At 40.4% G+C, this 20,715-nt stretch carries 18 protein-coding genes; 6 read left to right on the top strand and 12 right to left on the bottom strand.

Features of this window, described 5'->3' with window-relative positions:
• Window positions 1-75 precede the first annotated feature (75 nt).
• Window positions 76-1,953, top strand: a complete 1,878-nt coding sequence (locus tag ODU45_RS07025; protein ID WP_398581024.1) for a Spy0128 family protein — start codon at window positions 76-78, stop codon at window positions 1,951-1,953.
• Window positions 1,954-2,386: 433 nt separating this feature from the next.
• Here the strand turns inward: ODU45_RS07025 and ccpA are convergent, their stop codons facing one another.
• Window positions 2,387-3,391 (bottom strand): catabolite control protein A, encoded by a 1,005-nt coding sequence (gene ccpA / locus ODU45_RS07020; protein ID WP_004298830.1) that lies wholly within the window; start codon window positions 3,389-3,391, stop codon window positions 2,387-2,389.
• Window positions 3,392-3,600: 209 nt separating this feature from the next.
• On the opposite strand from ccpA, the gene ODU45_RS07015 reads away from it, so the two are divergent.
• Window positions 3,601-4,686, top strand: a complete 1,086-nt coding sequence (locus ODU45_RS07015; protein ID WP_398581023.1) for a M24 family metallopeptidase — start codon at window positions 3,601-3,603, stop codon at window positions 4,684-4,686.
• A 434-nt stretch (window positions 4,687-5,120) separates the two neighbouring features.
• On the opposite strand, the gene tgt is transcribed toward ODU45_RS07015, so the two are convergent.
• A complete protein-coding gene (gene tgt, locus ODU45_RS07010) occupies window positions 5,121-6,263 on the bottom strand; it encodes a tRNA guanosine(34) transglycosylase Tgt (RefSeq protein WP_044763490.1) in 1,143 nt (380 codons plus the stop codon).
• 487 nt (window positions 6,264-6,750) lie between these two features.
• Between tgt and ODU45_RS07005 the strand changes: the two genes are divergently transcribed.
• Window positions 6,751-7,593, top strand: a complete 843-nt coding sequence (locus ODU45_RS07005) for a DUF975 family protein (protein WP_398581022.1) — start codon at window positions 6,751-6,753, stop codon at window positions 7,591-7,593.
• 445 nt (window positions 7,594-8,038) lie between these two features.
• Here the strand turns inward: ODU45_RS07005 and ODU45_RS07000 are convergent, their stop codons facing one another.
• The 6 genes from ODU45_RS07000 to ODU45_RS06975 all read right to left on the bottom strand — a co-directional run bounded on the left by ODU45_RS07000 (window position 8,039) and on the right by ODU45_RS06975 (window position 16,721).
• Window positions 8,039-8,476, bottom strand: a complete 438-nt coding sequence (locus ODU45_RS07000; RefSeq protein ID WP_398581021.1) for a CoA-binding protein — start codon at window positions 8,474-8,476, stop codon at window positions 8,039-8,041.
• A gap of 235 nt (window positions 8,477-8,711) precedes the next feature.
• Window positions 8,712-9,494, bottom strand: a complete 783-nt coding sequence (locus ODU45_RS06995) for a glucose-6-phosphate isomerase (protein ID WP_398581031.1) — start codon at window positions 9,492-9,494, stop codon at window positions 8,712-8,714.
• Window positions 9,481-12,117 (bottom strand): DNA polymerase I, encoded by a 2,637-nt coding sequence (polA, locus tag ODU45_RS06990; protein WP_398581020.1) that lies wholly within the window; start codon window positions 12,115-12,117, stop codon window positions 9,481-9,483. Before polA ends, ODU45_RS06995 begins: the two co-directional genes overlap by 14 nt.
• A 99-nt stretch (window positions 12,118-12,216) precedes the next feature.
• Window positions 12,217-15,582 (bottom strand): FtsX-like permease family protein, encoded by a 3,366-nt coding sequence (locus ODU45_RS06985; protein ID WP_398581019.1) that lies wholly within the window; start codon window positions 15,580-15,582, stop codon window positions 12,217-12,219.
• A gap of 11 nt (window positions 15,583-15,593) precedes the next feature.
• Window positions 15,594-16,295 carry an ABC transporter ATP-binding protein gene (locus ODU45_RS06980; protein WP_024406738.1) on the bottom strand — a complete coding sequence of 234 codons (702 nt, stop codon included), beginning with the start codon at window positions 16,293-16,295 and terminating at the stop codon, window positions 15,594-15,596.
• A 90-nt stretch (window positions 16,296-16,385) separates the two neighbouring features.
• Window positions 16,386-16,721 (bottom strand): helicase BlpT, encoded by a 336-nt coding sequence (locus tag ODU45_RS06975; protein WP_395323262.1) that lies wholly within the window; start codon window positions 16,719-16,721, stop codon window positions 16,386-16,388.
• Window positions 16,722-16,883: 162 nt separating this feature from the next.
• Here ODU45_RS06975 and ODU45_RS06970 point away from each other — a divergent pair, with 162 nt between their 5' ends.
• Window positions 16,884-17,225, top strand: coding sequence for a hypothetical protein (locus ODU45_RS06970; RefSeq protein WP_398581018.1), 342 nt, complete (start codon window positions 16,884-16,886; stop codon window positions 17,223-17,225).
• A gap of 153 nt (window positions 17,226-17,378) precedes the next feature.
• Here the strand turns inward: ODU45_RS06970 and ODU45_RS06965 are convergent, their stop codons facing one another.
• Window positions 17,379-18,596: a tyrosine-type recombinase/integrase gene (locus ODU45_RS06965; protein ID WP_001291561.1), complete on the bottom strand. Its 1,218-nt coding sequence runs from the start codon at window positions 18,594-18,596 to the stop codon at window positions 17,379-17,381.
• 81 nt (window positions 18,597-18,677) lie between these two features.
• Window positions 18,678-18,881: an excisionase gene (locus ODU45_RS06960; protein ID WP_398581017.1), complete on the bottom strand. Its 204-nt coding sequence runs from the start codon at window positions 18,879-18,881 to the stop codon at window positions 18,678-18,680.
• Between ODU45_RS06960 and ODU45_RS06955 the strand changes: the two genes are divergently transcribed.
• The gene (locus tag ODU45_RS06955; RefSeq protein WP_001845478.1) at window positions 18,865-19,116 is read left to right on the top strand and encodes a hypothetical protein; all 252 of its coding nucleotides are present in this window, start codon (window positions 18,865-18,867) and stop codon (window positions 19,114-19,116) included. The genes ODU45_RS06960 and ODU45_RS06955 overlap by 17 nt on opposite strands.
• A gap of 224 nt (window positions 19,117-19,340) precedes the next feature.
• Here ODU45_RS06955 and ODU45_RS06950 read toward each other — a convergent pair whose 3' ends face one another.
• Entirely contained in the window at window positions 19,341-19,571 is a 231-nt protein-coding gene (locus tag ODU45_RS06950) for a helix-turn-helix domain-containing protein (protein ID WP_000857133.1), read from the bottom strand.
• Complete coding sequence (locus tag ODU45_RS06945) at window positions 19,568-19,990, bottom strand: sigma-70 family RNA polymerase sigma factor (protein ID WP_000804885.1); 423 nt, start codon at window positions 19,988-19,990, stop codon at window positions 19,568-19,570. Before ODU45_RS06945 ends, ODU45_RS06950 begins: the two co-directional genes overlap by 4 nt.
• Window positions 19,991-20,494: 504 nt before the next feature.
• Between ODU45_RS06945 and ODU45_RS06940 the strand changes: the two genes are divergently transcribed.
• The coding region (locus ODU45_RS06940; RefSeq protein ID WP_029776892.1) for a helix-turn-helix domain-containing protein at window positions 20,495-20,715 on the top strand (221 nt) is incomplete at its 3' end.

Raw genomic sequence — 20,715 nt, 5'->3', positions numbered from 1 at the left:
TAGATGTAAAATTTGCATGTTATAACGACACAGATTAGCTACATAAATTATGCTTTGAGAAAGGAAAAAAGAATAATGAATACTAAGAAATGGAGAACATCGCTCCTAATACCAGGAATAGTATTATTTGGAACTGTTGCTCTAGTGAATAATGTATCGGCACAAGAAGTAAAAAATACCATCATCAGCGCAAAACAACCTGATGGGGGACAGGCTACTTCAAAGGCGGTTAATGTCAAAATACCAGCAGTAGTACGACTATTTGGTCGTGAACTTCTAGAAAATGAATTTAAATTTGAGCTTAGAGAAGCGAATGGCGAGGAACTCCCTGTCCTTGATACAGCTCAAAATACAAAAGATGGGCAAGTTAGATTTAAAAATCTATCATTCGATAAGCCTGGCAAATACTGGTATACAATTTCAGAAGTAAAAGATGAGCTTGGTGGTATTGAGTATGATTCAAAATATATTGTAGCAAAAATAACTGTAGAAGATCGAAACGGGCAATTACAGGCAATGATTGAATTTATTGATAATGACAATGTCTTTAACAATTTCTATACACCTGCTCCAGCTGCTGCTAGTCTTTCGATTAAAAAAGTCCTTGAGGGACGTACCTTAAACACCGGTGAATTCGAATTTGTTTTAAAAAATGAAAAAGGCGATGAAATCGAAAAGGTAAGTAATCAAGCAGATGGTTCTGTAAACTTTAGTGCCCTAACATTTACAAAAGAGGGAACCTATACCTACACTGTTTCAGAAGTTGATGGCGGACTTGGCGATATTATCTATGACAAATCAGACATTAAGGCCACTATCACTGTGAAAGATAACAATCACGGACAACTAGTCTCAACAGTGACTTATGAAAATAGCGATCAAATCTTTGAGAATATTTTGAATCCTGGGAAGTTAATAGCGCCAACCACGGATAGCATTATTACTGATATTGAAGCCTCTGAAGAGCAAATGGCTAATAAAGAGAACGATAATATTGAAGCTTCTGAAAAACAGATGCCGACTGTTGAGAACAACAATGCCGTAACACCTGAAAAGCAAATGACTAATAAAGAGAACGATAATATTGAAACCTCTGAAAAACAAATGCCGAGTGTTATGAACGAAAACGCCATAACACCTCAAGAACAAATGGCTAATAAAGAGAAGAATAAGGTTGTAAGCTCTGAAAAACAAATGCCGAGTGTTGTGAACGAAAATGCCGTAACACCTGAAAAGCAAATGACTAATAAAGAGAATGATAAGGTTGTAAGCTCTGAAAAACAGATGCCAAGCATTGTGAACGAAAATGCCGTAACACCTGAAAAGCAAATGACTAATAAAGAGAACGATAATATTGTAATCTCCGAAAAACAGATGCCAAGCATTGTGAACGAAAATGCCGTAACACCTGAAAAGCAAATGACTAATAAAGAGAACGATAATATTGAAACCTCTGAAAAACAGATGCCAAGCATTGTGAACGAAAATGCCGTAACACCTCAAGAACAAATGGCTAATAAAGAGAACGATAAGGTTACAATCTCTGAAAAACAGATGCCGACTGTTGTGAACGAAAATGCCGTAACACCTGAAAAGCAAATGACTAATAAAGAGAACGATAAGGTTGTAATCTCTGAAAAACAGATGCCTGTTAATGAGAAGGACAATGCCGTAACACCTGAAAAGCAAATGGCTAACAAAGAGAATGATAAGGTTGTAATCTCTGAAAAACAGATGCCTGTTAATGGGAACAACCAAAATGGTACAGTCGAAGAAAATTCAAACACTAAACCAACAACTGAAAAAACAGATAAGCAGGAGACTTCAACATTTAAAACCGAAACTGCTAAGCAAATCTTACCAGTAACTGGTGAGAAAGGAAGTTTATGGTTATTGACAAGTGGTATTATCGGGCTTGCAATTGCGTTGTTTACACGTAAACGTAAATTATAATAATCACCTAACTGATACAGTTCTAAAGGATGAGAACAAGCCCAGTACTGCTTCTCTAGATTCGTATCAACACCTCGCACAACTTACAGAGTGTGACAGACTTAAAATCAACCACAAAGCCCCCGCTAAGCTTATACATCTAGCGAGGGCTTTATATTTATTTTTTATAATCTTTTAGTTTTCGGTTAGTATAGCCATTTCGTTTGCTTTTAATACTCGCTTCAAAGGTTCGGGGAACCTTTGAAGACTGGAGATAAGGCGAAGCAAGTTCGCCTCAATAGCTGCTGGTTGCTAGAACAGCCTAAAGGCTGTTCTAGGTTGGAAATGTTTCCTCGCTCGTCGAAGTAATAAAAGATAAACTAAATGATTATAATGTTTGATAGAGTGAGGGTGCGGAGTAATAAGATATCTTATCCGGCTACTCCCATATTTATCACTTAGTTGATTTCCGTACTTTGATTCCGTGGTTAAGAACTACCTCACGGTTTTCCAACTCTTCCTTGTGCATGATTTTGGTGAGCATGCGCATAGCAATTGCACCAATATCATATAGCGGCTGATTGATAGAGGTCAAGTTTGGACGGGTAAACTTGGTCACTAGGGAATCATCACTTGTAATGATTTCAAAGTCTTCTGGAACCTTGATGCCCATATCACTGACACCATTCAATAGACCAGCAGCAATCTCATCTTCTGCAACATAAGCTGCAGTTGCTCCGGCATTCAAAATACGTTCTGCTAGAGCGTAGCCTTCCTCGTATTTATACTTGGATTCAAAAACCAATCCTTCGTTAAACTCGATTCCGTTGTCCTTCAAGCCTTGTTTGTAGCCTGCAAAACGAACTTTACCATTGATGTCATCTACAAGCGGCCCTGATACAAAGGCAATTTTCTTGTTGTTCTTAGCTAACAAATTGACTGCATCAACACTAGCTGCAGCATAGTCAATATTGACACTAGGTAATTGGTGCTCCAAATCCACGGTACCAGCTAAAACAATCGGTGTACGTGAGCGTGAAAACTCCGCACGAATCTTGTCTGTCAAATGATAACCCATGAAAATGATTCCGTCCACCTGTTTTGAGAACAGGGTATTTACCACATTGATTTCTTTCTCATCATTTTCATCACTGTTTGCTAAGACGATATTGTATTTGTACATATCGGCAATATCATCGATACCTTTGGCCAAGGTTGCAAAATAAGCATTAGCAATGTTTGGAATCACAACCCCCACAGTGGTAGTCTTCTTGCTGGCCAAGCCACGTGCAACCGCATTCGGACGATAATCCAAACGGTCGATGACTTCTAATACTTTTTTACGAGTATTTTCCTTTACGTTTTTATTCCCATTTACCACGCGCGATACTGTCGCCATGGATACACCTGCTTCGCGGGCAACGTCATAAATCGTTACCGTATCGTCAGTGTTTAACATACGTTATGTACTCCCTTTCAATAGTTCTAGTTCTATGAAAATTACGCTTTCACTCAAGTATAGTGTATCACTTTTTGAAACCACTTTCAAGAGAAAAATACCATTTTTTTGATAATACTTGCAATTTTTTTCATTTTTTGGAACAATAGTCTATATAATAAACGAAACTTTCACTTTTTTTACCACTACATGCTAGAAAGGTCTCCACTATGTCAAAATTACATCATGTTAAATCCTACTTAGAAGCCAACAAAATGGACTTGGCCATCTTCTCTGATCCAGTTAGCATCTATTATCTGACTGGCTATCATAGCGATCCTCATGAGCGCCACATGATGCTCTTTGTTATGCCTGACCACGACTCACTACTCTTTCTCCCTGCCTTGGATGTAGAACGTGCAGTTGCGACTGTTGACTTTCCTGTAGCCGGCTATATGGACTCAGAAAATCCATGGCAGATTATCAAAAACAAATTGCCACAAAAATCTTTCTCGGCAATCGGTGCAGAATTTGATAATTTGAATTTAACCCGCTACCATGGTCTTCAGTCTATCTTTAGCCAACCATTTTCAGACATTACACCTCTGATTAATACTATGAAATTAATCAAATCTCGTGATGAAATTGAAAAAATGCTGGTTGCTGGGGAGTTTGCGGATAAGGCTATGCAGGTTGGGTTTAACAATATCTCACTCAACGTAACCGAAACGGATATTATTGCTCAGATTGAATTTGAAATGAAGAAACAAGGCATCTCAAAAATGAGCTTTGATACCATGGTCTTAACAGGAAATAATGCCGCTAACCCTCACGGAATTCCATCGACAAACAAAATCGAAAATGACGCTCTGCTATTGTTCGACCTAGGTGTAGAAACTTTGGGCTATACCTCTGATATGACGCGCACAGTCGCTGTCGGTAAGCCAGACCAGTTTAAACAGGATATTTACAACTTAACTTTAGAGGCTCATATGGCTGCAGTTAATATGATTAAGCCTGGTGTGACCGCTAGTGAAATTGACTATGCCGCTCGCTCTGTGATTGAAAAAGCAGGTTATGGCGAGTACTTCAACCACCGACTCGGTCACGGTTTGGGAATGAATGTCCATGAATTCCCATCAATTATGGAAGGCAATGATTTGGTCATCGAAGAAGGTATGTGTTTCTCTGTCGAGCCTGGTATTTACATCCCTGGAAAAGTTGGTGTTCGTATCGAGGATTGTGGTTACGTTACCAAAAATGGCTTTGAAGTCTTTACAAAAACACCAAAAGAACTTTTGTATTTTGAAGGGTAATGGGGACCAATCGTTTTTCACTCATCAAAGCTCGTTGACAACTGTTCATTTTGATCTTCAAAGAACATTAAATAGAAGTGCTGTGAAGCCAAGTATTAAAATAAAAGCATACGATCATGTTACCGAGGAGTTTCATAATCGTATGCTTTATTTATTTGTATCTAATCAAATCTTGAGAAACTGTAACTGATACTCTTCGAAAATCAAAATCAGACGTTGTTGACTTGATTTGATGAGTGAAAGGCTCCAGTGGAGCCTTTCAGCCTGTTACCTTGAAACAAAATAGTAACAGGGTTCTATCTGCGTAAGTAGAAACGAACTACGTTCGCTCTATCTCCAACCTCCAAAGGTTCCCCAAACCTTTGGAGCTAGTCTGATTTTGATTTTCATTGAGTATGAGAACAAGGCTAAGTCCACAAAGAAGGCTGTTTTATCTAAAAATTACGTCCGTTTTTACCGTAACCGTATTTTTCCATAAAGTCTTGACGGAATTCCAAAAGGTTGTCATCCATGATTGCTTGACGGACATTTTTCATCAAATTAATCAAGAAGTAGAGATTGTGATAACTTGTCAAACGAATACCAAATGTCTCGTCGGCCTTAAGTAAATGGCGGAGATACGCACGTGTATAGTTTTTACATGTGTAGCAATCGCACTCTGGATCTAACGGTGTAAAGTCCTCAGCGAACTGAGCATTTTTCACTACAAGACGTCCACGACTGGTCATACAGGTTCCATTACGCGCAATACGTGTTGGTAATACACAGTCAAACATATCAACCCCACGAATTACGCCATCAATCAAGCTATCTGGTGCTCCAACCCCCATGAGGTAGCGTGGTTTATTCTCTGGTAAAAGAGGGGTCGTGAAGTCCAGGACAGCATTCATTTCAGCGTGTGTTTCACCAACAGCCAATCCTCCAATAGAGTAGCCTGGAAAATCCATGCTAACCAAATCATGAGCTGATTGGCGACGAAGATCTTCAAAACCAGCACCTTGTACAATACCAAATAAGCCTTGGTCATGCGGACGGCGGTGAGCCTTGAGACCACGTTCTGCCCAACGACTTGTTCTTTCGATGGATTTTTTTACATAGTCATAAGGCTGGTAGAACTGCGGACACTCATCAAAGCTCATCATAATGTCAGAGCCAAGATTGTTCTGAATAGAGATAGCTTTTTCAGGTGACAGGAACATCTTACTACCATTGAGATGGTTTTTGAAGGTCACACCTTCTTCTGAGATATTGCGACTATCCGCCAAAGAATAAACCTGGAAACCACCTGAGTCAGTCAGAATCGGTTGATCCCAGTTCATAAATTTGTGCAAACCACCTGCACGCGCCACCAATTCATCACCTGGACGAAGCCACAAATGATAGGTATTGGATAGGATAATTCCTGATCCCATCTCTTTCAATTCTTCAGGCGACATGGTCTTTACCGTTGCCTGAGTCCCAACTGGCATAAACATGGGGGTCGGAAAGGTCCCGTGTGGGGTAATAATTTCACCCAAACGTGCACCTGTGTGCTTTTCTTTCTTAATCAAGCGATACTTGATTGGAACATCTGTCATCTTTTATTTACCTCCCGCTAGGAAAAACAGTCCTAGGAATTTAATCTTGCATGGTCTAATCCATCAGAATGTCTTAAATGTTCTCGCTTATTTCAGCGATATTTACCTTGTCTTCTACTTATTTAATAGTAAATAGATAGGCGCATCACAACAAACTGACAAATTATAGTCATTTAGTTTATCTTTGACTACTTCGACGAGCGAAAGGTTGGGCTCAAGACCAACCTCGCTTCTCAGGGGGCGTGTCAACATCTCAGCTCAACAACTTAAAACTAGGACTTGTTGACGAACTTTTTTTAACCAGTCTAGTTCTTTCCCACTCCCTATTTCCAACTTCAAACACTCCACTAGAGTATTTGAACTCGCTCTGCCGTACTTCATAAAAGCAAACTAAACGATTATACCACAGCACCTTCCAGTCTATCAAAAAAAGCCTAGCTTGTCATCTAGAATTATGTTACAATGTTAAGATAAGGAGGTTATGTAGATGTTTACAATTTTTAATATACGTGAGCGGGCTCGCCAAACGCTAAACGAGACACCTGGTATCTATCAAGTGGCCGTCATCCCCGTCACCATTTCTGTTATCGTTCAGTTAATTTCTTTCTCTCGCAATAGCCTTGCTGGAGTATCAGCTGAAGAACTTGCTAGTCCGAGCTACTTTATTTCTACCTCTTTGTTTCCAATATTTTACGGATTGCTACTAGGAATGTTGTCATTATCAGTCATATGGACTATCTTCAATATCATCAAAAGGGGCAAAACTACCACATCATTCAAAGATTCCTTGAGCATTTTCAATCATAAAGATTTCTGGAAAATCTTTCGAACTTACATTTTAAAAAGTTTCTTGCTCTTCCTTTGGGGGATCCTGTTTTACCTTGGTATCGGTCTACTTATCGGTGCCGGAACGATGATTACGATTATAGCTGCATCCAGTCAAACCTTGGACCCTAATGCACTCCCTATGGAAATCCTTGCCATACTGGGATTAATGGCCATGGGAGGCATCTTACTTATGCTTTTAGGGTTGGCTCTTTATATTCCACAAATCTATGCTTACTCACAGGTAGAATATATCTTGTTTGAACAATTGGAACGCAAAGAATATACAGGCGCCTTTTCAATCATTCGGTCTAGCCGAAAGTTGATGAAAGGTTACAAATTCAAACGCTTTACACTTGATTTATCTTTCATTGGTTGGTTCCTTCTTGTCATTATTACATTTGGATTGGCAGGTTTATATGTATGGCCGTATCACTATGCTGCACAAATGCACTTCCATGAAGAAATTTTAGATGATCAGGCTAAGAAAATGAGTTACGTATAAAAATAAGAGCGATATTTGCTCTTATTTTTATATAAGTTTTTGTGTCGATATTTAAGAAAAAAATATATCAATAATTGGTGCAAACAGTTGGATTGTGTTATACTATGACTGAGGAGCGACAAAGGACTATTTAGCCTGCTTGGTATTGGAGCAGATTTCTTCCTTTCTATTTTTACGCCATGTGTAGTAATTTGTTCCAATTCTAAGCGCTCCTCACTTAGAGTCATCCAGCAGTTCAATGGTTCATTGAGCTGCTTTTTTCGATGAAAAAGGGAGTGAGAAAGAACTCGACTGGTCTAAAAAAGAGTTCGTCTTCTCACCCCCGCACAGTTGATTAGGTCAGATTTGGAGTGTAATACACGAACAAATCTGCCAATCAACCACTGCGCTGAGATGTTGATACGAACTCTGAGTAGTAGCCGCTGGGCTTTTTGCCCAGCCTCTATTAGTATCGTTCTTTCATTTCAAGATATTCAATCTTGATACATTTATTCATGACAATATCGTTACAACCTGCCTGACGCAACAGTTTTTCTGCTTCTTGACTTTCTAAACCAAGTTGAGCCCAGAAAACTTTGGCGTTCGACTGGATAAATTCCTGTGCTACCTCTGATAAAAATTCACTTCTGCGGAAAATATCTACAATATCAATAGGTTGGTCAATCTCTGCTAGACTACTATAGACCAACTCGCCTAAAATAGTCCCACCAGCAGCCTTGGGATTAACCGGAATAATTTTATAGCCCGCTTCCTGCATGAGCTTGGAAACGCGGTAAGCTGCTGTCTCTTCTCGACTAGACAAACCGACCACTGCAATGGTCTTAGCCTTTTTCAAATAGTCAAAGATAATGTCCTGACTAGGATTTTGGAAGGAATAAGACATAGATACCTCCTTTAATGTATATTAAATGTTAGAATCAATAAAAGCTTAATGAATAAAGTCTGCTATAACACAATCTTGTCAGTTCATCTAGAATAATCTAACTAGTTATCGTCATTTAGTATTTCTTTTATTACTTCGTTAACTCGCCTTGCCTAACTCCAGTACTGCCTGCGGCTCGTTGCCTAGTACTAAAAGTAAACTAAAAGACTATACTAACTTAGCTTGTTTATCCTGATTATTTTTTAGCAATTTGGTACACAACATCCTTAACTTGGCCGATAACCTTTTTAAGATTGGTACGCTTTTTATCATCTCCTGGATCTAAGGAATAATAGATTGAACCAACAACCACGGAGTCATCATAAGCAGCTGTCGATTCCATCCGATAAAAAGTCAAACGAGCTAATTTTTGATCTGTTAATAACTGTCGCCCAACCTGCCATTCCTGACCATTGATTGTGACAACCGTCTTTTCATTGAAAGAATGATTTGTTTCAACCATCCGTGCTTCTAATTCCTCCGGCGTCATATTGCGACCTTCTTCCAATGGAGACTGATTAAAAGCATTGATATTATAGAGTTGGACCATGTAATTGCTGGAACCTTCTTTTACATCATAGACTGCAGCGACTGTCTCATCCTTAGTATTTTCTGCATTAATTGTCCAAGTAGATGGCACATCATAATAACGGAAATATTCCTTGATATTCCCATTTTCATCTTTTTCAGCAACACCATTATTGGCCGCATAAATCTTGTGGCCTTTTTGTGTTTCGTCGGCAGGTGGTGTACTATTAACAGCTACAACCTCTGCATTTGCTAAAACATTGAACTGTTCGTTCGTAGTATCTTGCTTTTCTTGCAAAATCGGTAAGGTGGTTGAAAACTCTTCCCCTGAAGAAGCTGGTGTTTTCTCAGTCTTCTGCGATGCTTTTCCGCAACCTGCAAGCAGAAGACTACATAGACCAATACAAAGAATTAATTTTTTCATACTTTTTCCTTTCTTACTTTGCTTCATACCATGTTGAACCTTCATTTTCATCCGCAATCAATGGCACAGACAGGCTAATCGCCGATTCCATGGTCTCTTTTACCATGGCTTTTACCGTTTCTAGCTCTGCCACTGGGACTTCCAAAACAATCTCATCGTGTACTTGCAATAACATACGTGTCGCAAGACCTGCTTCAGTCAAAGCCTTGTCAAGATTAATCATGGCTACTTTGAGAATATCTGCAGCCGAACCTTGAATTGGTGAGTTGATGGCTGTTCGTTCCGCAAAATTACGGACATTGAAATTGCGAGAGTTTATATCTGGTAATTCACGACGGCGTTTGTAAATCGTCTCTACATAACCCTTATCACGTGCCTCACGAACAATGGTTTCCATGTAATTCTTAATTCCTGGGAAGCGTTCAAAATAGGTATCGATATAGGCTTTAGCTTCCTTACGTGTAATCCCCAAGTTATTGGATAGACCGAAATCTGAAATACCGTAGACGACACCGAAGTTTACAGCCTTGGCATTCCGACGGTCATTTGGTGTCACATCCTCAGCTCTTTCGATACCGAAGACCCGCATAGCTGTCGAAGTGTGAATATCTGCACCTTGCTGGAAGGCCTCAATCAAATGCTGGTCCTGAGAAATATGAGCCAAGACGCGCAATTCAATCTGTGAATAGTCCGATGCTAAAAGGACACTATTTTCAAGCGATGGCACAAATGCCTTACGAATCAAGCGCCCTTGTTCTAGACGAACAGGAATATTTTGCAAGTTAGGGTCCGTCGAAGATAGGCGACCTGTTTGTGTCAAATCCTGTACATAGCGGGTATGAATCTTACCATCTTCTAAAATGGCATCCTGCAAGCCGACTACATAAGTTGATTGAAGCTTGGTAATCTGACGGTATTCTAAGATTTTTGAAACAACTGGTGCAATTGGCGCTAATCGTTCTAAGACATCCACTGCTGTTGAATAGCCTGTCTTGGTCTTCTTGGTATATTCCAACGGCAGTCCCATATCTTCAAAGAGAATGGTCCCAAGCTGCTTAGGCGAATTGATATTAAATTCCTGACCAGCTAGTTCATAGATTTCCTTGGTCAACTGGTCAATCAAAACTTCGTTTTCAGATTGCATAGCTTTGAGAGTCTCAGCTTCCACCTTAATACCAGCAATCTCCATCTTAGCTAAAACATTTGCCAGTGGCAACTCCATGTCAAACAAAAGATCTAATTGCTGATTTTCTTCTAATTTGGTCAGCATCGGCTCTTCTGTCTCAATCAAAACCTGAACCTTACGTGCCAAGTGTGGGAAAAAGACCTCGCGTTCAGGCAAGTCTAACTTAGCCCCCTTGCCATAAACTGCCTCATCTGGAACAAGACTGGTCTGACCATAGAGGTTGGCAATGGTTGTTAGGGAGTTGTCCTCAACGGTGGAAAGCAAGTATTTGGCTAGACGGCTATCGAAAGTAGCTAGAGGTAGCGTAATCTCTTTTCGGTCTAGAAGAACTTTTCCACGCTTAAAGTCATAGGTTTTTATGGTTTGGTTTTCTAAAAAGTCACGTAAGACTGGACTATCAAGTAGCTCAGGCCCTCCGACATAGATTTTCTCCTTATCCCCCCAAGCTAAACCAACCAAATCCTCTCGGTGATAATTTTCACCCAAGATTTCAAAATAGAAAAACTGGTCTTGTTTGAGCATAGCGGGGCTGATTTCCGTTACGATTTGGAAATCGAGTACCGCTTCCTCTTGTGAGCTGGTCGTACCTAACTGAGCCCTTAATTGCTTGAAGCCCATGTCATCATAAAATTGTCCCAGTTCATCCACCTTAGGACCTTGATAAACAATGTCATCCAGACCAATTTCGATTGGTGCCTGAGTATCAATGGTAGCAAGTGTACGAGATAGGAAGGCCTTCTCCTTATCAGCAATCAGGTTTTCCTTCATCTTAGAACCCTTCATGCTGTCAATGTTTTCGTAGATACCATCCAAAGAACCAAATTCTGTCAGGAGTTTTAGACCTGTTTTTTCACCGATTTTGGTCACCCCAGGGATGTTATCGGACTTATCTCCCATTAGAGCCTTGAGGTCAATAAACTGAGTAGGGGTAATCCCCATTTTTTCCATGAGGTAGGCTGGGGTAAATTCTTCGAATTCGGCTACACCTTTCTTGGAAATTTCGACTACGGTGTTCTCATCAGTCAGCTGGATCAAATCCTTATCACCGCTAACAATGGTCACATCGAAAGGAATGTCTGTCCGCTCTGCCATTTTGTCCAAGGTACCGATAATGTCATCTGCCTCATACTGATCCAGTTCGTAATGCTTGACTCCCATGGCATCCAACATCTGACGGATAAAAGGAAACTGCTCACGGAATTCATCTGGAGTCTTGGCACGACCTGCCTTATAGTCTGCATACATCTCCGTACGGAAAGTGGTCTTTCCAGCATCAAAAGCCACGAGAATATGGGTCGGTTCAATCCGCTTCATCATGTGGTCTAGCATGAGATTGAAGCCGTAGATAGCATTGGTGTGAAGGCCTGTCGGACTCTTAAAACGATCAATTTGATTATAAAGTGCAAAGAAAGCACGGAAGGCTATCGAAGAGCCATCAATTAATAATAATTTATTTTTTTTCATGTCTCTATTATAGCATGAAACGTATGTTTTAGTAGACTAGGGAGGGCTGGAATAATAGAAAATCCCAGTCAGTGACTAGGATTTTCCGTGTGATAAACATTACTCAACAGATTTTAGTGCTTCTAACATATCCACCTTTCTCAGATGATGATTGATGTACCAACCAAGAGCAGCCAAAATTCCACTAATGGCTAAGATAGGAATGAGATAGACTTCTAGTCCGACAGATGGATTGAATCGGATACTGTCCGAACCAATCATGGCAAGAAGGAGCTTGTGGAGATAAATACCGCCAACCAGTCCAACCAACATACCAATCAGCGAAAGGGCAATGGTTTCACGATAGATGTACATGGTCACCTCTTTATTGTGGAAGCCCAGTACCTTGATGGTGGATAATTCACGAATCCGTTCAGACATATTGATAATTGTAAGGTTGTAAAGAATAACCAAACCAAGCAAGATGGATAGAATGACTAGAATGGTCATGATGGTCTGAAGCGAGCCTGCAATCGTGGTAAGCATGTCTATAAGAGAAGTATTTTGAACCAAACTTCTGACTGCTGGCATCGCTAGGAGTTGACTTGCAAGAGTCTGAATATGCCCCAACTGACTGTCTTTCAACTGAACCAGATAGGCATTGGCAGTCTTCTGCTTGCCTGTCACTTGTTCGTAGTAGCTATCTGTCATATAGATAAAATGCCCTGCGTACATATCAGCCACAGCCTCTACCCTGACTGAAACTTCCTTATCTTCCAAGGTCAGTGATAATTTATCACCAACTGAAACTCCGTAGATTTGCGCCAATTTTTCTGTGAGGACAATCCCCCTATCACTCAGTTTAATTGGGTGACCTGTCGAACTTTCCAGACTGACTTGATTTCCAAAATCCCGACGATCTGAAATGTAGAGACTAATCGATAGATTCTTTCTCTGACCGTTTTCTTCCACCGTTTGATTGAGCTGTTCAAAAGCCACTGGCAAGGATTGGCGAACCTGATCTGACTGAAGAAAATGTGTTAACTTATCCAACTCTTCCTCAGTAGCTCTGCTATTTTCCACCACCAGCATATCATAATAGATCAGCTCTCCAAACTGTCGTTGGACAACTCCTGAAATAGAGGAACGGATACCCAGTCCTCCAAAAAGAAGGGCGACGGTCCCTGCTACTCCAAAGATGGTCATAAGCATACGAAGCTTGTAGCGGAAGATATTGCGGGCTGTCACCTTATGGGTAAAGCTTAGACGAGACCAGATAGCCGGCCATTTTTCGAGCCAAATGCTGGAGCCTGTAACCGGTGGCTTAGGTAAAAGTAGCTGAGCAGGTTTTTCTGTCAGTTCCCGACGAGCCACCAAGTAAGCTGGCAGGACCGAGGAAGCCAGAGACAGGAGCAAGGCTAAACCTGTCCAAAGGGGATAAAAATGAAGTTTAGCTGGTCCAATCACGGTTGTCTGCGTAATAATGTTGGAAATAAGTGGAGACAAGAGGAGATTCCCTGCTATTATGCCGACTATTGTTCCTGCCAGACCTGCCGCCAAACCATAGAGAATGAACTTAGCCATAATCTGTCTATTCGTATAGCCAAGGGCCTTGAAGAGACCTGACTGGGTTCGCTCTTCATCGACAAAACGGGCCATGGTAGTAAAGGTCACTAGAGCTGCGACAAGGTAGAGAACAACTGGGAAGACATTGCCCACTGCCGCAATAGACCTAGTCGCATTGCTATAGGTAGTATAGCCATCCCCCCCTGGTAGGCTTGTTCGAGTATAGACCTGATAAGGCGCTTTTCCCAGCTTACTTAAGTCGGATTTGGCCTGAGCAATCTCGGTTTGAGCTTGGCTAATTTCTTGATCGGCCGAAGCTTTCTTTTCAGAAAATTGGGATTGAGCTTGACTTAACTCTTTATCAGCCTCCTCCAAACGGAGTTCTTCCTGACGGAGCAGTTGATTTGAAGACTCTAACTGGCTCAGCCCCCATTCATAGTCTTCTACTCCTTTATTGTAGGCTGCAATACCTTGTTCATACTGACTCAAACCTGCTTGATAACGGGCCAAACCTGCCTGATATTCTTGATTCCAAGTTTGGTACTGGGCTAGATTGCTATTGTATTCATTTTGTTTGGTTTGATAGTAATCATAACCTTGTAAATAGGCTTGGTTGGCCTGCTCATGTGCAGATTCCATTTGGTCTAATCGGCTTTTCTCAACATCCAAACCTTCCTGTCTAGCCAACAAGTCAGGATAGTCTGAGAGGGTTTGGCCTTCTTGCAAGTGATTGGCAATTTCGAGGTCTAACTCTTGCTGAGCTTGAAACCAACTAGCTCGCCCTGTGGAAATCTGAGATGCGGTCTGACTCAGTTGGGCATTTTGGGAATCCAATTCTTGCTTGGCCTTTTCTAACTGCTGGGCTGACGTTTCTAATTCCATCTGATAGCCGTCTAGAAACGAAGCAGTCTGTTCTAATTGAGCCTTACGCCCATCCAATTCCTTTTTACTTTCTTCCAATTCAAACTTATTTTTTAATAGTTGGGCTTGGGCAGCTCGTAATTCAGCTTCCGTTTGGACAACCTTAGCCCTACCACGCGCAAACTCTCTACGACCTGTCGCTAATTGCTCCTCCCCTGTTTCCAGTTCTGACTCTGCCTGTTCAAGCTGGGATTGAGCCTGAGCAATTTCCTCTTCCCCTTTTGAAATATCTGTCTGTCCATCTGACTGAATAGCTGCCAATCGTTGTTCATCATTGTTAGCCAATAACTTTTCTAAGTCTTCTTGGTGCTGGTCCAACCTGTCTTGATAGGCCTGACTGTAATATGGTAAATCAACCAAATCATCATAGCGAATACGGGCAATAGTGTAAACTTCTGATTTGAAGGTATCCTGACTAACAAGGCCGTAGCCACCTAACTGCCCATCACCACTTGCAGCCATGCCCATGGTTTCATTGTCCCAAATTTCTGCTGATGCGACAAAGCCCACAAGAGTAAAACTTGTCTGTGTCAAGATTTTTCCATCCTTATCAGACTCCGTCACTTGAACAGTATCGTCCAATTTATAACGATTTTTTAAAGAAGCTGATAGGGCTATTTGCTCCTTTTGACTGGGCATTTCCCCTTCTACTAGCTTATAGGTCGATAGGGTCTTGGGAGCTGAAAACAGCCGAATTGCAGTCTGGCCTTCATTAGTAACCACATCTTTAAAGTAGCCCGCTTCAAGAGTAGCACCTTCTATCGTTTCTAATTCGTCAAGGTCAGCTTGACTAAGTCCCAGACCTGAAATTACTGCCAAATCCATCGTTCGATGACTGGCTATATAGGCTTGGGCCGTCTTTTCCATATTGGGAGCTGTTACTTTCAGACCTGTCAAAGCTAGAGCTCCTAGCATCATCAGGCTAAATATGGACAAAAAACGCCCCTTGGAAGAAAGCAGAGATTGTCTCATATCCTTCCAGTAGATTTTCTTTTTCATAGTTTCACCCACTAATATTCTAGGCTTGCAATATCCTGTGGTTCTGCGTGTAACTCAACGGAGTGTACACGGGCATCCCGCATTCGAATCACTCTGTCTGCAATAGGGGCTAGGGAACTATTGTGGGTAACGATAATCACCGTCGCCCCCTGCTTGCGGGACATATCTTGTAAGATTTGCAAGACCTGCTTACCTGTTTGATAATCCAGGGCTCCTGTCGGTTCATCACAGAGGAGAATTTTAGGCTTTTTTGCAACGGCACGGGCAATAGCCACACGTTGTTGTTCGCCGCCTGAAAGCTGAGCGGGGAAATTATTGATACGGTGACCGAGTCCGACCTGTTCCAAGACCTCCTCGGCATCCAAAGCATCCTTGACAATTTCTGCTGCCAACTCCACATTTTCCTTGGCGGTCAGATTGGCAACCAAGTTATAAAATTGAAAGACAAAACCTACATCATCTCTACGATAATTGGTCAGTTCATGACTTGAAAGCTTGGCAATATCCACACCGTCAATCCAAACCTCCCCCTCGTCATTGCTATCCATGCCACCTAAGATATTGAGCAGAGTGGATTTGCCCGCACCCGATGAGCCAAGAATGATGACCAGCTCCCCCTTTTCAATCTCAAAGGACACACCGTCATTTGCCACAATGGTCGCATCCCCCATTTGGTAGTATTTTGACGAATTCTTTACTTGGATGTAGGACATGGCACACCTCGCTTCTTCTCTTCCTAACAACTGTATTCTTACTACTTATTATAGCACAAAAGAGGGTTTCTCACCCTCTCCTATTATCTTTTAGATTTGGGCAATAGCAGAGCCACCATAGAGTTTCAATTCTTCTCTGATGGTCTGGTAGTAGTAGCGATCAAAAGCCTTCCAAGCCTGCCTGCTTTTCTCACTCAATCGCAGATCACCCAGTCCAACCAAAAAACTGGTCGAACGGTAGAATTTCTCAATCGCAATCAATTCTGAATTGGTGACCGACTTGGCCTCCGACAATATGCGTGTCGTCTCTGTCAAATTATGCTGGAACCGTTGTTCATCAGCTGTTCCAACTTTATCTGCTTGAAAGGCCTGATTCAAGTCTTGAATGAGGGCCAAAACGTCTTGAATAATCTGTGTCTTTTCCATAAAAGACCCTCCTTGTTTATGATGAATTTAGTATATCAAATTAGACAAAAATATTCCAGTCCTTTGTATAATCCTTCGATTTATGTTTATATTGATATTATAATTGTAGAAAATGACACATTTATACATCTATCCGTTCCCATTTCTCCCCTGGAGGTATCTATGTTTCAGATTGAAGGTAAGCTATTTTTCCGTAGTAAAAAAAACTTAGTCGCTATCTTGGTCTTGTTGTTGACAATTCTAGCTAGTTCCCTTCTAGCAGGCTACCACAATCGGCAAGCCAAATTAAAGGTCATCCAACACTATGAACAGTCTATCCGAAATTTTGAAAATATCATTCAAGATTTAGAAACACAGTATCAGAATCAAGCACTCAGCGAAGAAGATTATCAGGCTGAACAAACATTTTTTACAGACTATATTGCCAACTACCAGAAGGAGATTGAGGCGGTCAAGAAGGAGGACTGGACCTATTTTTCTTTTAAACAAAGTATAAATTTCTAATTATCTTTTTATATTTTCTTAAATGCTCGTAAAGCCTTATTCTATGTGCTTTCGAGTATTTTTACTGTAGGAAGATACTTCACGTTTCTTTGCATATTTCCTCATGTCTTAGCTGTCAGAAGTGGTAAATAAGTAGTAAATTCATTTGTACTACTAAGCAACAAGACGCTCCTGTTGCTTCTCTTTATTCAAGCGTTTCATTTCTGCCATTGCAGAATCGAATGTTGCATGTGCGTAATAGTTCAGCGTCATGGCTATATTAGCATGTCCCATAATGTACTGTAATGCCTTTGGATTCATTCCTGCATTTGCATAGTTGGTACAGAATGTATGTCGCAAACTATGTGGAGTGATGTGTGGCAATTTATCCTCGTTATACTTATTGTATTTCTTAACAAGACCTTTCATCATGCCGTTGTAATCACTTGCCACTTTTGGATAGTTCTTTCTATTAAGAAAGAGGAAATCACTATATCCATCAATCTCAACACGCTTATCATTCTTTCGATTCGCTAACACTCGCTTAAATGCTTGATAGGCTTCTTCAACCATAGGAACTTGACGTTCGCCACTTTTGGTCTTTGGTGTTTCAATGTAGTACCCAATTTCAGTATCTCTCAATAGCTGATGGTCTATATTGACAAGACGATTCTCAAAATCTAAATCTGGAAGTGTCAAACCACCAAACTCTGAAATACGAAGACCTGTTTTTAAGAGTATCAGAATTTCATCATAATTTTTGCTGTAGGTTTTATCAGCTTTTGCAAAGGCTAACAGTTTTTCTTCCTGTTCTTCTGTTAGTACGGTCTTAGGGACAGTATCATCATCAAGAACTGCTTTCAGTTGAAAGTCAAATGGATTCTTCCGAACACAATCATCTTGTATAGCAATATAGAATGAAGCCTTTAAAGAACGTTTGTAGTTATTGATGGTTTGATAAGCATAACCATTTTCACTCATTCTAATAGCCCATTCTTTAGCGTCTGATGGCTTAATACTGTCAATACTTCTTACACCTAACTTGTCTTTCTTCAAAATATCCATAAGATATTTGCGTCCAGTTTCAGTGTTTTTTCTAACCTTTGGTCTTTGAGCGTTCTGTTTTGCGTAAAGCTGGCAGAGTGTCATTTTCTTTCCTACAACATCAATACCATCATGAATGTCTTTCTGTAACTCTGCGATTTTCTCTCTAAGTGAGATACAATCACGCTTTCCTGCTGGTACTCGGTCTGTAGCCACAAGTTTCCACGAGTAAACAAATTGCGGTTCTCCAAATGAATCTATATATTTGTATAAGTATCTTCCGTCTTTTCGTTGGCTCTCTCCAGTCTTTAAGATTCGACCTTTATTGTCACGTCTTTTTTCTGACATGGCATTTGCTCCTTTCCTTTATGGAAAGAGCCTTGATACGACTTAATACTATTTTATCATATACAAGACCCTTTGGCGACGCTAGATTGCGTCCAATGTATCTATAATTTTTTCAAATTGTTTTCGTTTAATCTGAATACGATTGCCATTCATAATCAGCCAATCAGCATTTTTATTTTCCTCTGCCAAGCGTCGTAGCTTGTTTTCGCCAATACGAAAATATTTTGACGCTTCTTCAATGGTTAGGGTATAACGTTCCCAAATAGGAATGTCAGTCTGCTTCATAAAATCCTCCTTTCCAAATCACTTATTTGGATTTCATAAAAGTTGTTTTACCAGCAATCGAACAGCTTTAGCAAAGCTCACGGGAGTTCCACCCCTGCATGGTTCTCATGTAGCCATACTCATTGCCTGCGACGGTTTTATCACGCTCGGACTATTGACTGTATGGGAGTATCATTATCACGATAAGAATGTCGTTGCAGGCAATCCTGCTAAAGATTGCTTCTCGGATCACTAACATGAATCGCTCGCTATCTTTATAAGATAGGTCATGGCGGTTAGTTCCGTTGGCTCTTTTCTTATCGAAACGTATTCGATTACTTTTATTCAGTTTTCAAAGAACAATGGCTCGTTAGCCTATCAAAACATACTGAAAGACAATATGCTTTGATGGAATAACAAACCTCCCTGTTCGGGAAGCGTGGAATGGTTTAGCACGCTTCCACGAAAGGAGAGAGGATATTACTTAATTTCAAATGACAAAATCTTTGTAATCAGTCTGGTTTCCATTCTTCCACGTAAGACTTCATCAACGACCATACTTTGATTGCCATATTCATCTTTCATAAGTCGTAGGGAACGCTTCGTTATGTACCCTCTGTAATGATGTAGAATCTGGTTAATCGCTTCGGTATCGCCATCTGTTGCCTTTACAATGAGAGGAAAGGGAATCATAGGATATTGTGTTTTCATTCTTCAAATTCCTCCATAAACTTTTTAATTAAGGCTAGTCCACTGGTTCTATGCCGATAGACAGTAGAACGGTTCAATTTCAACAGGTCTGCAATTTCTGAATCGCTCATGTCCATAAAGTAAAACAGCAGTAGAATTTCACGTTTCTTGTCTGGCAACTCACGTAATGCTTCACTCAACAAATCATTTTCAACGCCTACTGATAACCCATTGAGTGTAAAAATCTGAAAGTCAGTTGAATAGTTATCTGTTGTCGCAAACTGGCTAACAAGATAATCGCCAACATCCGAAAAGGACACCTCACGCTTTGCAATCCTTGAAAGATAAAGCATATAATTCTTTCGCTCGTCTTCCATAGCACGTTTACAGATATAGTCAAACTGATTTTCTATTGTGGTCTGAAAAGAAGATGGTTTCATGTTTCTCACCCCCTTTCTGTCTAGGAAAGGAAGTGAGCCTTGCTCGTTTATCTCCTTTCACTCTTAGTCCCAATGTGAAAGGGGGATTTGTTGCATTACTGATAAATAAACTTTGTAAAAAAGTTCTGAATAGCCAAAAAAGCATATAAACAGATTTATTTCTCTGTTTACATGCTTCTGTTATTCTATCTATATGATTTATAAAACCACATTGGTGGACGTACTTATCTATTGCAGATAGACGACTTTTTTTGACAAGAACCCAATGTAAGGAAATTTATTGTATATGATGTACTTCATGGCGACGTTGACCTCCAACAAACCGCCATTTGGAAGTAATATACAATATTTTAACAGCGTAAATAGCACTACCATATAACGGTTTTTTTTATTGGCGTTTAGTAGTGCTTTTTATTAAATATAAACCTATAAACCATATAACACGTTTTTCTATACCTGTTTTTAATTCAGTAGGAACAATAAAATGTATAGAGGTGGTCTACTATGCGTAAAAAAGAAGATAAATATGATTTTAGAGCCTTTGGTTTAGCCATTAAAGAAGCTCGATTGAAACGAGGTTTAACTCGTGAACAAGTGGGAGCATTGATTGAAATTGACCCACGGTACTTAACTAATATTGAAAATAAAGGGCAACACCCCAGCATACAAGTTCTTTATGACCTTGTATCGTTACTTCATGTTTCCGTTGATGAATTTTTCTTACC

Origin of the sequence: Streptococcus sp. 2022WUSS135 (assembly GCF_044427045.1) — a bacterium.
In the GTDB taxonomy this organism is placed as follows: domain Bacteria; phylum Bacillota; class Bacilli; order Lactobacillales; family Streptococcaceae; genus Streptococcus; species Streptococcus hashimotonensis.
Note: the sequence above shows the minus strand (reverse complement) of the source record. Positions and strands in the feature narration are given on the sequence as shown.

Coding starts and splice junctions, on each gene's coding strand:
- ODU45_RS07025 (WP_398581024.1), top strand. CDS start 76: ATGAATACTAAGAAATGGAGAACATCGCTCCTAATACCAGGAATAGTA.
- ccpA (WP_004298830.1), bottom strand. CDS start 3,391: ATGTTAAACACTGACGATACGGTAACGATTTATGACGTTGCCCGCGAA.
- ODU45_RS07015 (WP_398581023.1), top strand. CDS start 3,601: ATGTCAAAATTACATCATGTTAAATCCTACTTAGAAGCCAACAAAATG.
- tgt (WP_044763490.1), bottom strand. CDS start 6,263: ATGACAGATGTTCCAATCAAGTATCGCTTGATTAAGAAAGAAAAGCAC.
- ODU45_RS07005 (WP_398581022.1), top strand. CDS start 6,751: ATGTTTACAATTTTTAATATACGTGAGCGGGCTCGCCAAACGCTAAAC.
- ODU45_RS07000 (WP_398581021.1), bottom strand. CDS start 8,476: ATGTCTTATTCCTTCCAAAATCCTAGTCAGGACATTATCTTTGACTAT.
- ODU45_RS06995 (WP_398581031.1), bottom strand. CDS start 9,494: ATGAAGCAAAGTAAGAAAGGAAAAAGTATGAAAAAATTAATTCTTTGT.
- polA (WP_398581020.1), bottom strand. CDS start 12,117: ATGAAAAAAAATAAATTATTATTAATTGATGGCTCTTCGATAGCCTTC.
- ODU45_RS06985 (WP_398581019.1), bottom strand. CDS start 15,582: ATGAAAAAGAAAATCTACTGGAAGGATATGAGACAATCTCTGCTTTCT.
- ODU45_RS06980 (WP_024406738.1), bottom strand. CDS start 16,295: ATGTCCTACATCCAAGTAAAGAATTCGTCAAAATACTACCAAATGGGG.
- ODU45_RS06975 (WP_395323262.1), bottom strand. CDS start 16,721: ATGGAAAAGACACAGATTATTCAAGACGTTTTGGCCCTCATTCAAGAC.
- ODU45_RS06970 (WP_398581018.1), top strand. CDS start 16,884: ATGTTTCAGATTGAAGGTAAGCTATTTTTCCGTAGTAAAAAAAACTTA.
- ODU45_RS06965 (WP_001291561.1), bottom strand. CDS start 18,596: ATGTCAGAAAAAAGACGTGACAATAAAGGTCGAATCTTAAAGACTGGA.
- ODU45_RS06955 (WP_001845478.1), top strand. CDS start 18,865: ATGTCAGTCTGCTTCATAAAATCCTCCTTTCCAAATCACTTATTTGGA.
- ODU45_RS06960 (WP_398581017.1), bottom strand. CDS start 18,881: ATGAAGCAGACTGACATTCCTATTTGGGAACGTTATACCCTAACCATT.
- ODU45_RS06950 (WP_000857133.1), bottom strand. CDS start 19,571: ATGAAAACACAATATCCTATGATTCCCTTTCCTCTCATTGTAAAGGCA.
- ODU45_RS06945 (WP_000804885.1), bottom strand. CDS start 19,990: ATGAAACCATCTTCTTTTCAGACCACAATAGAAAATCAGTTTGACTAT.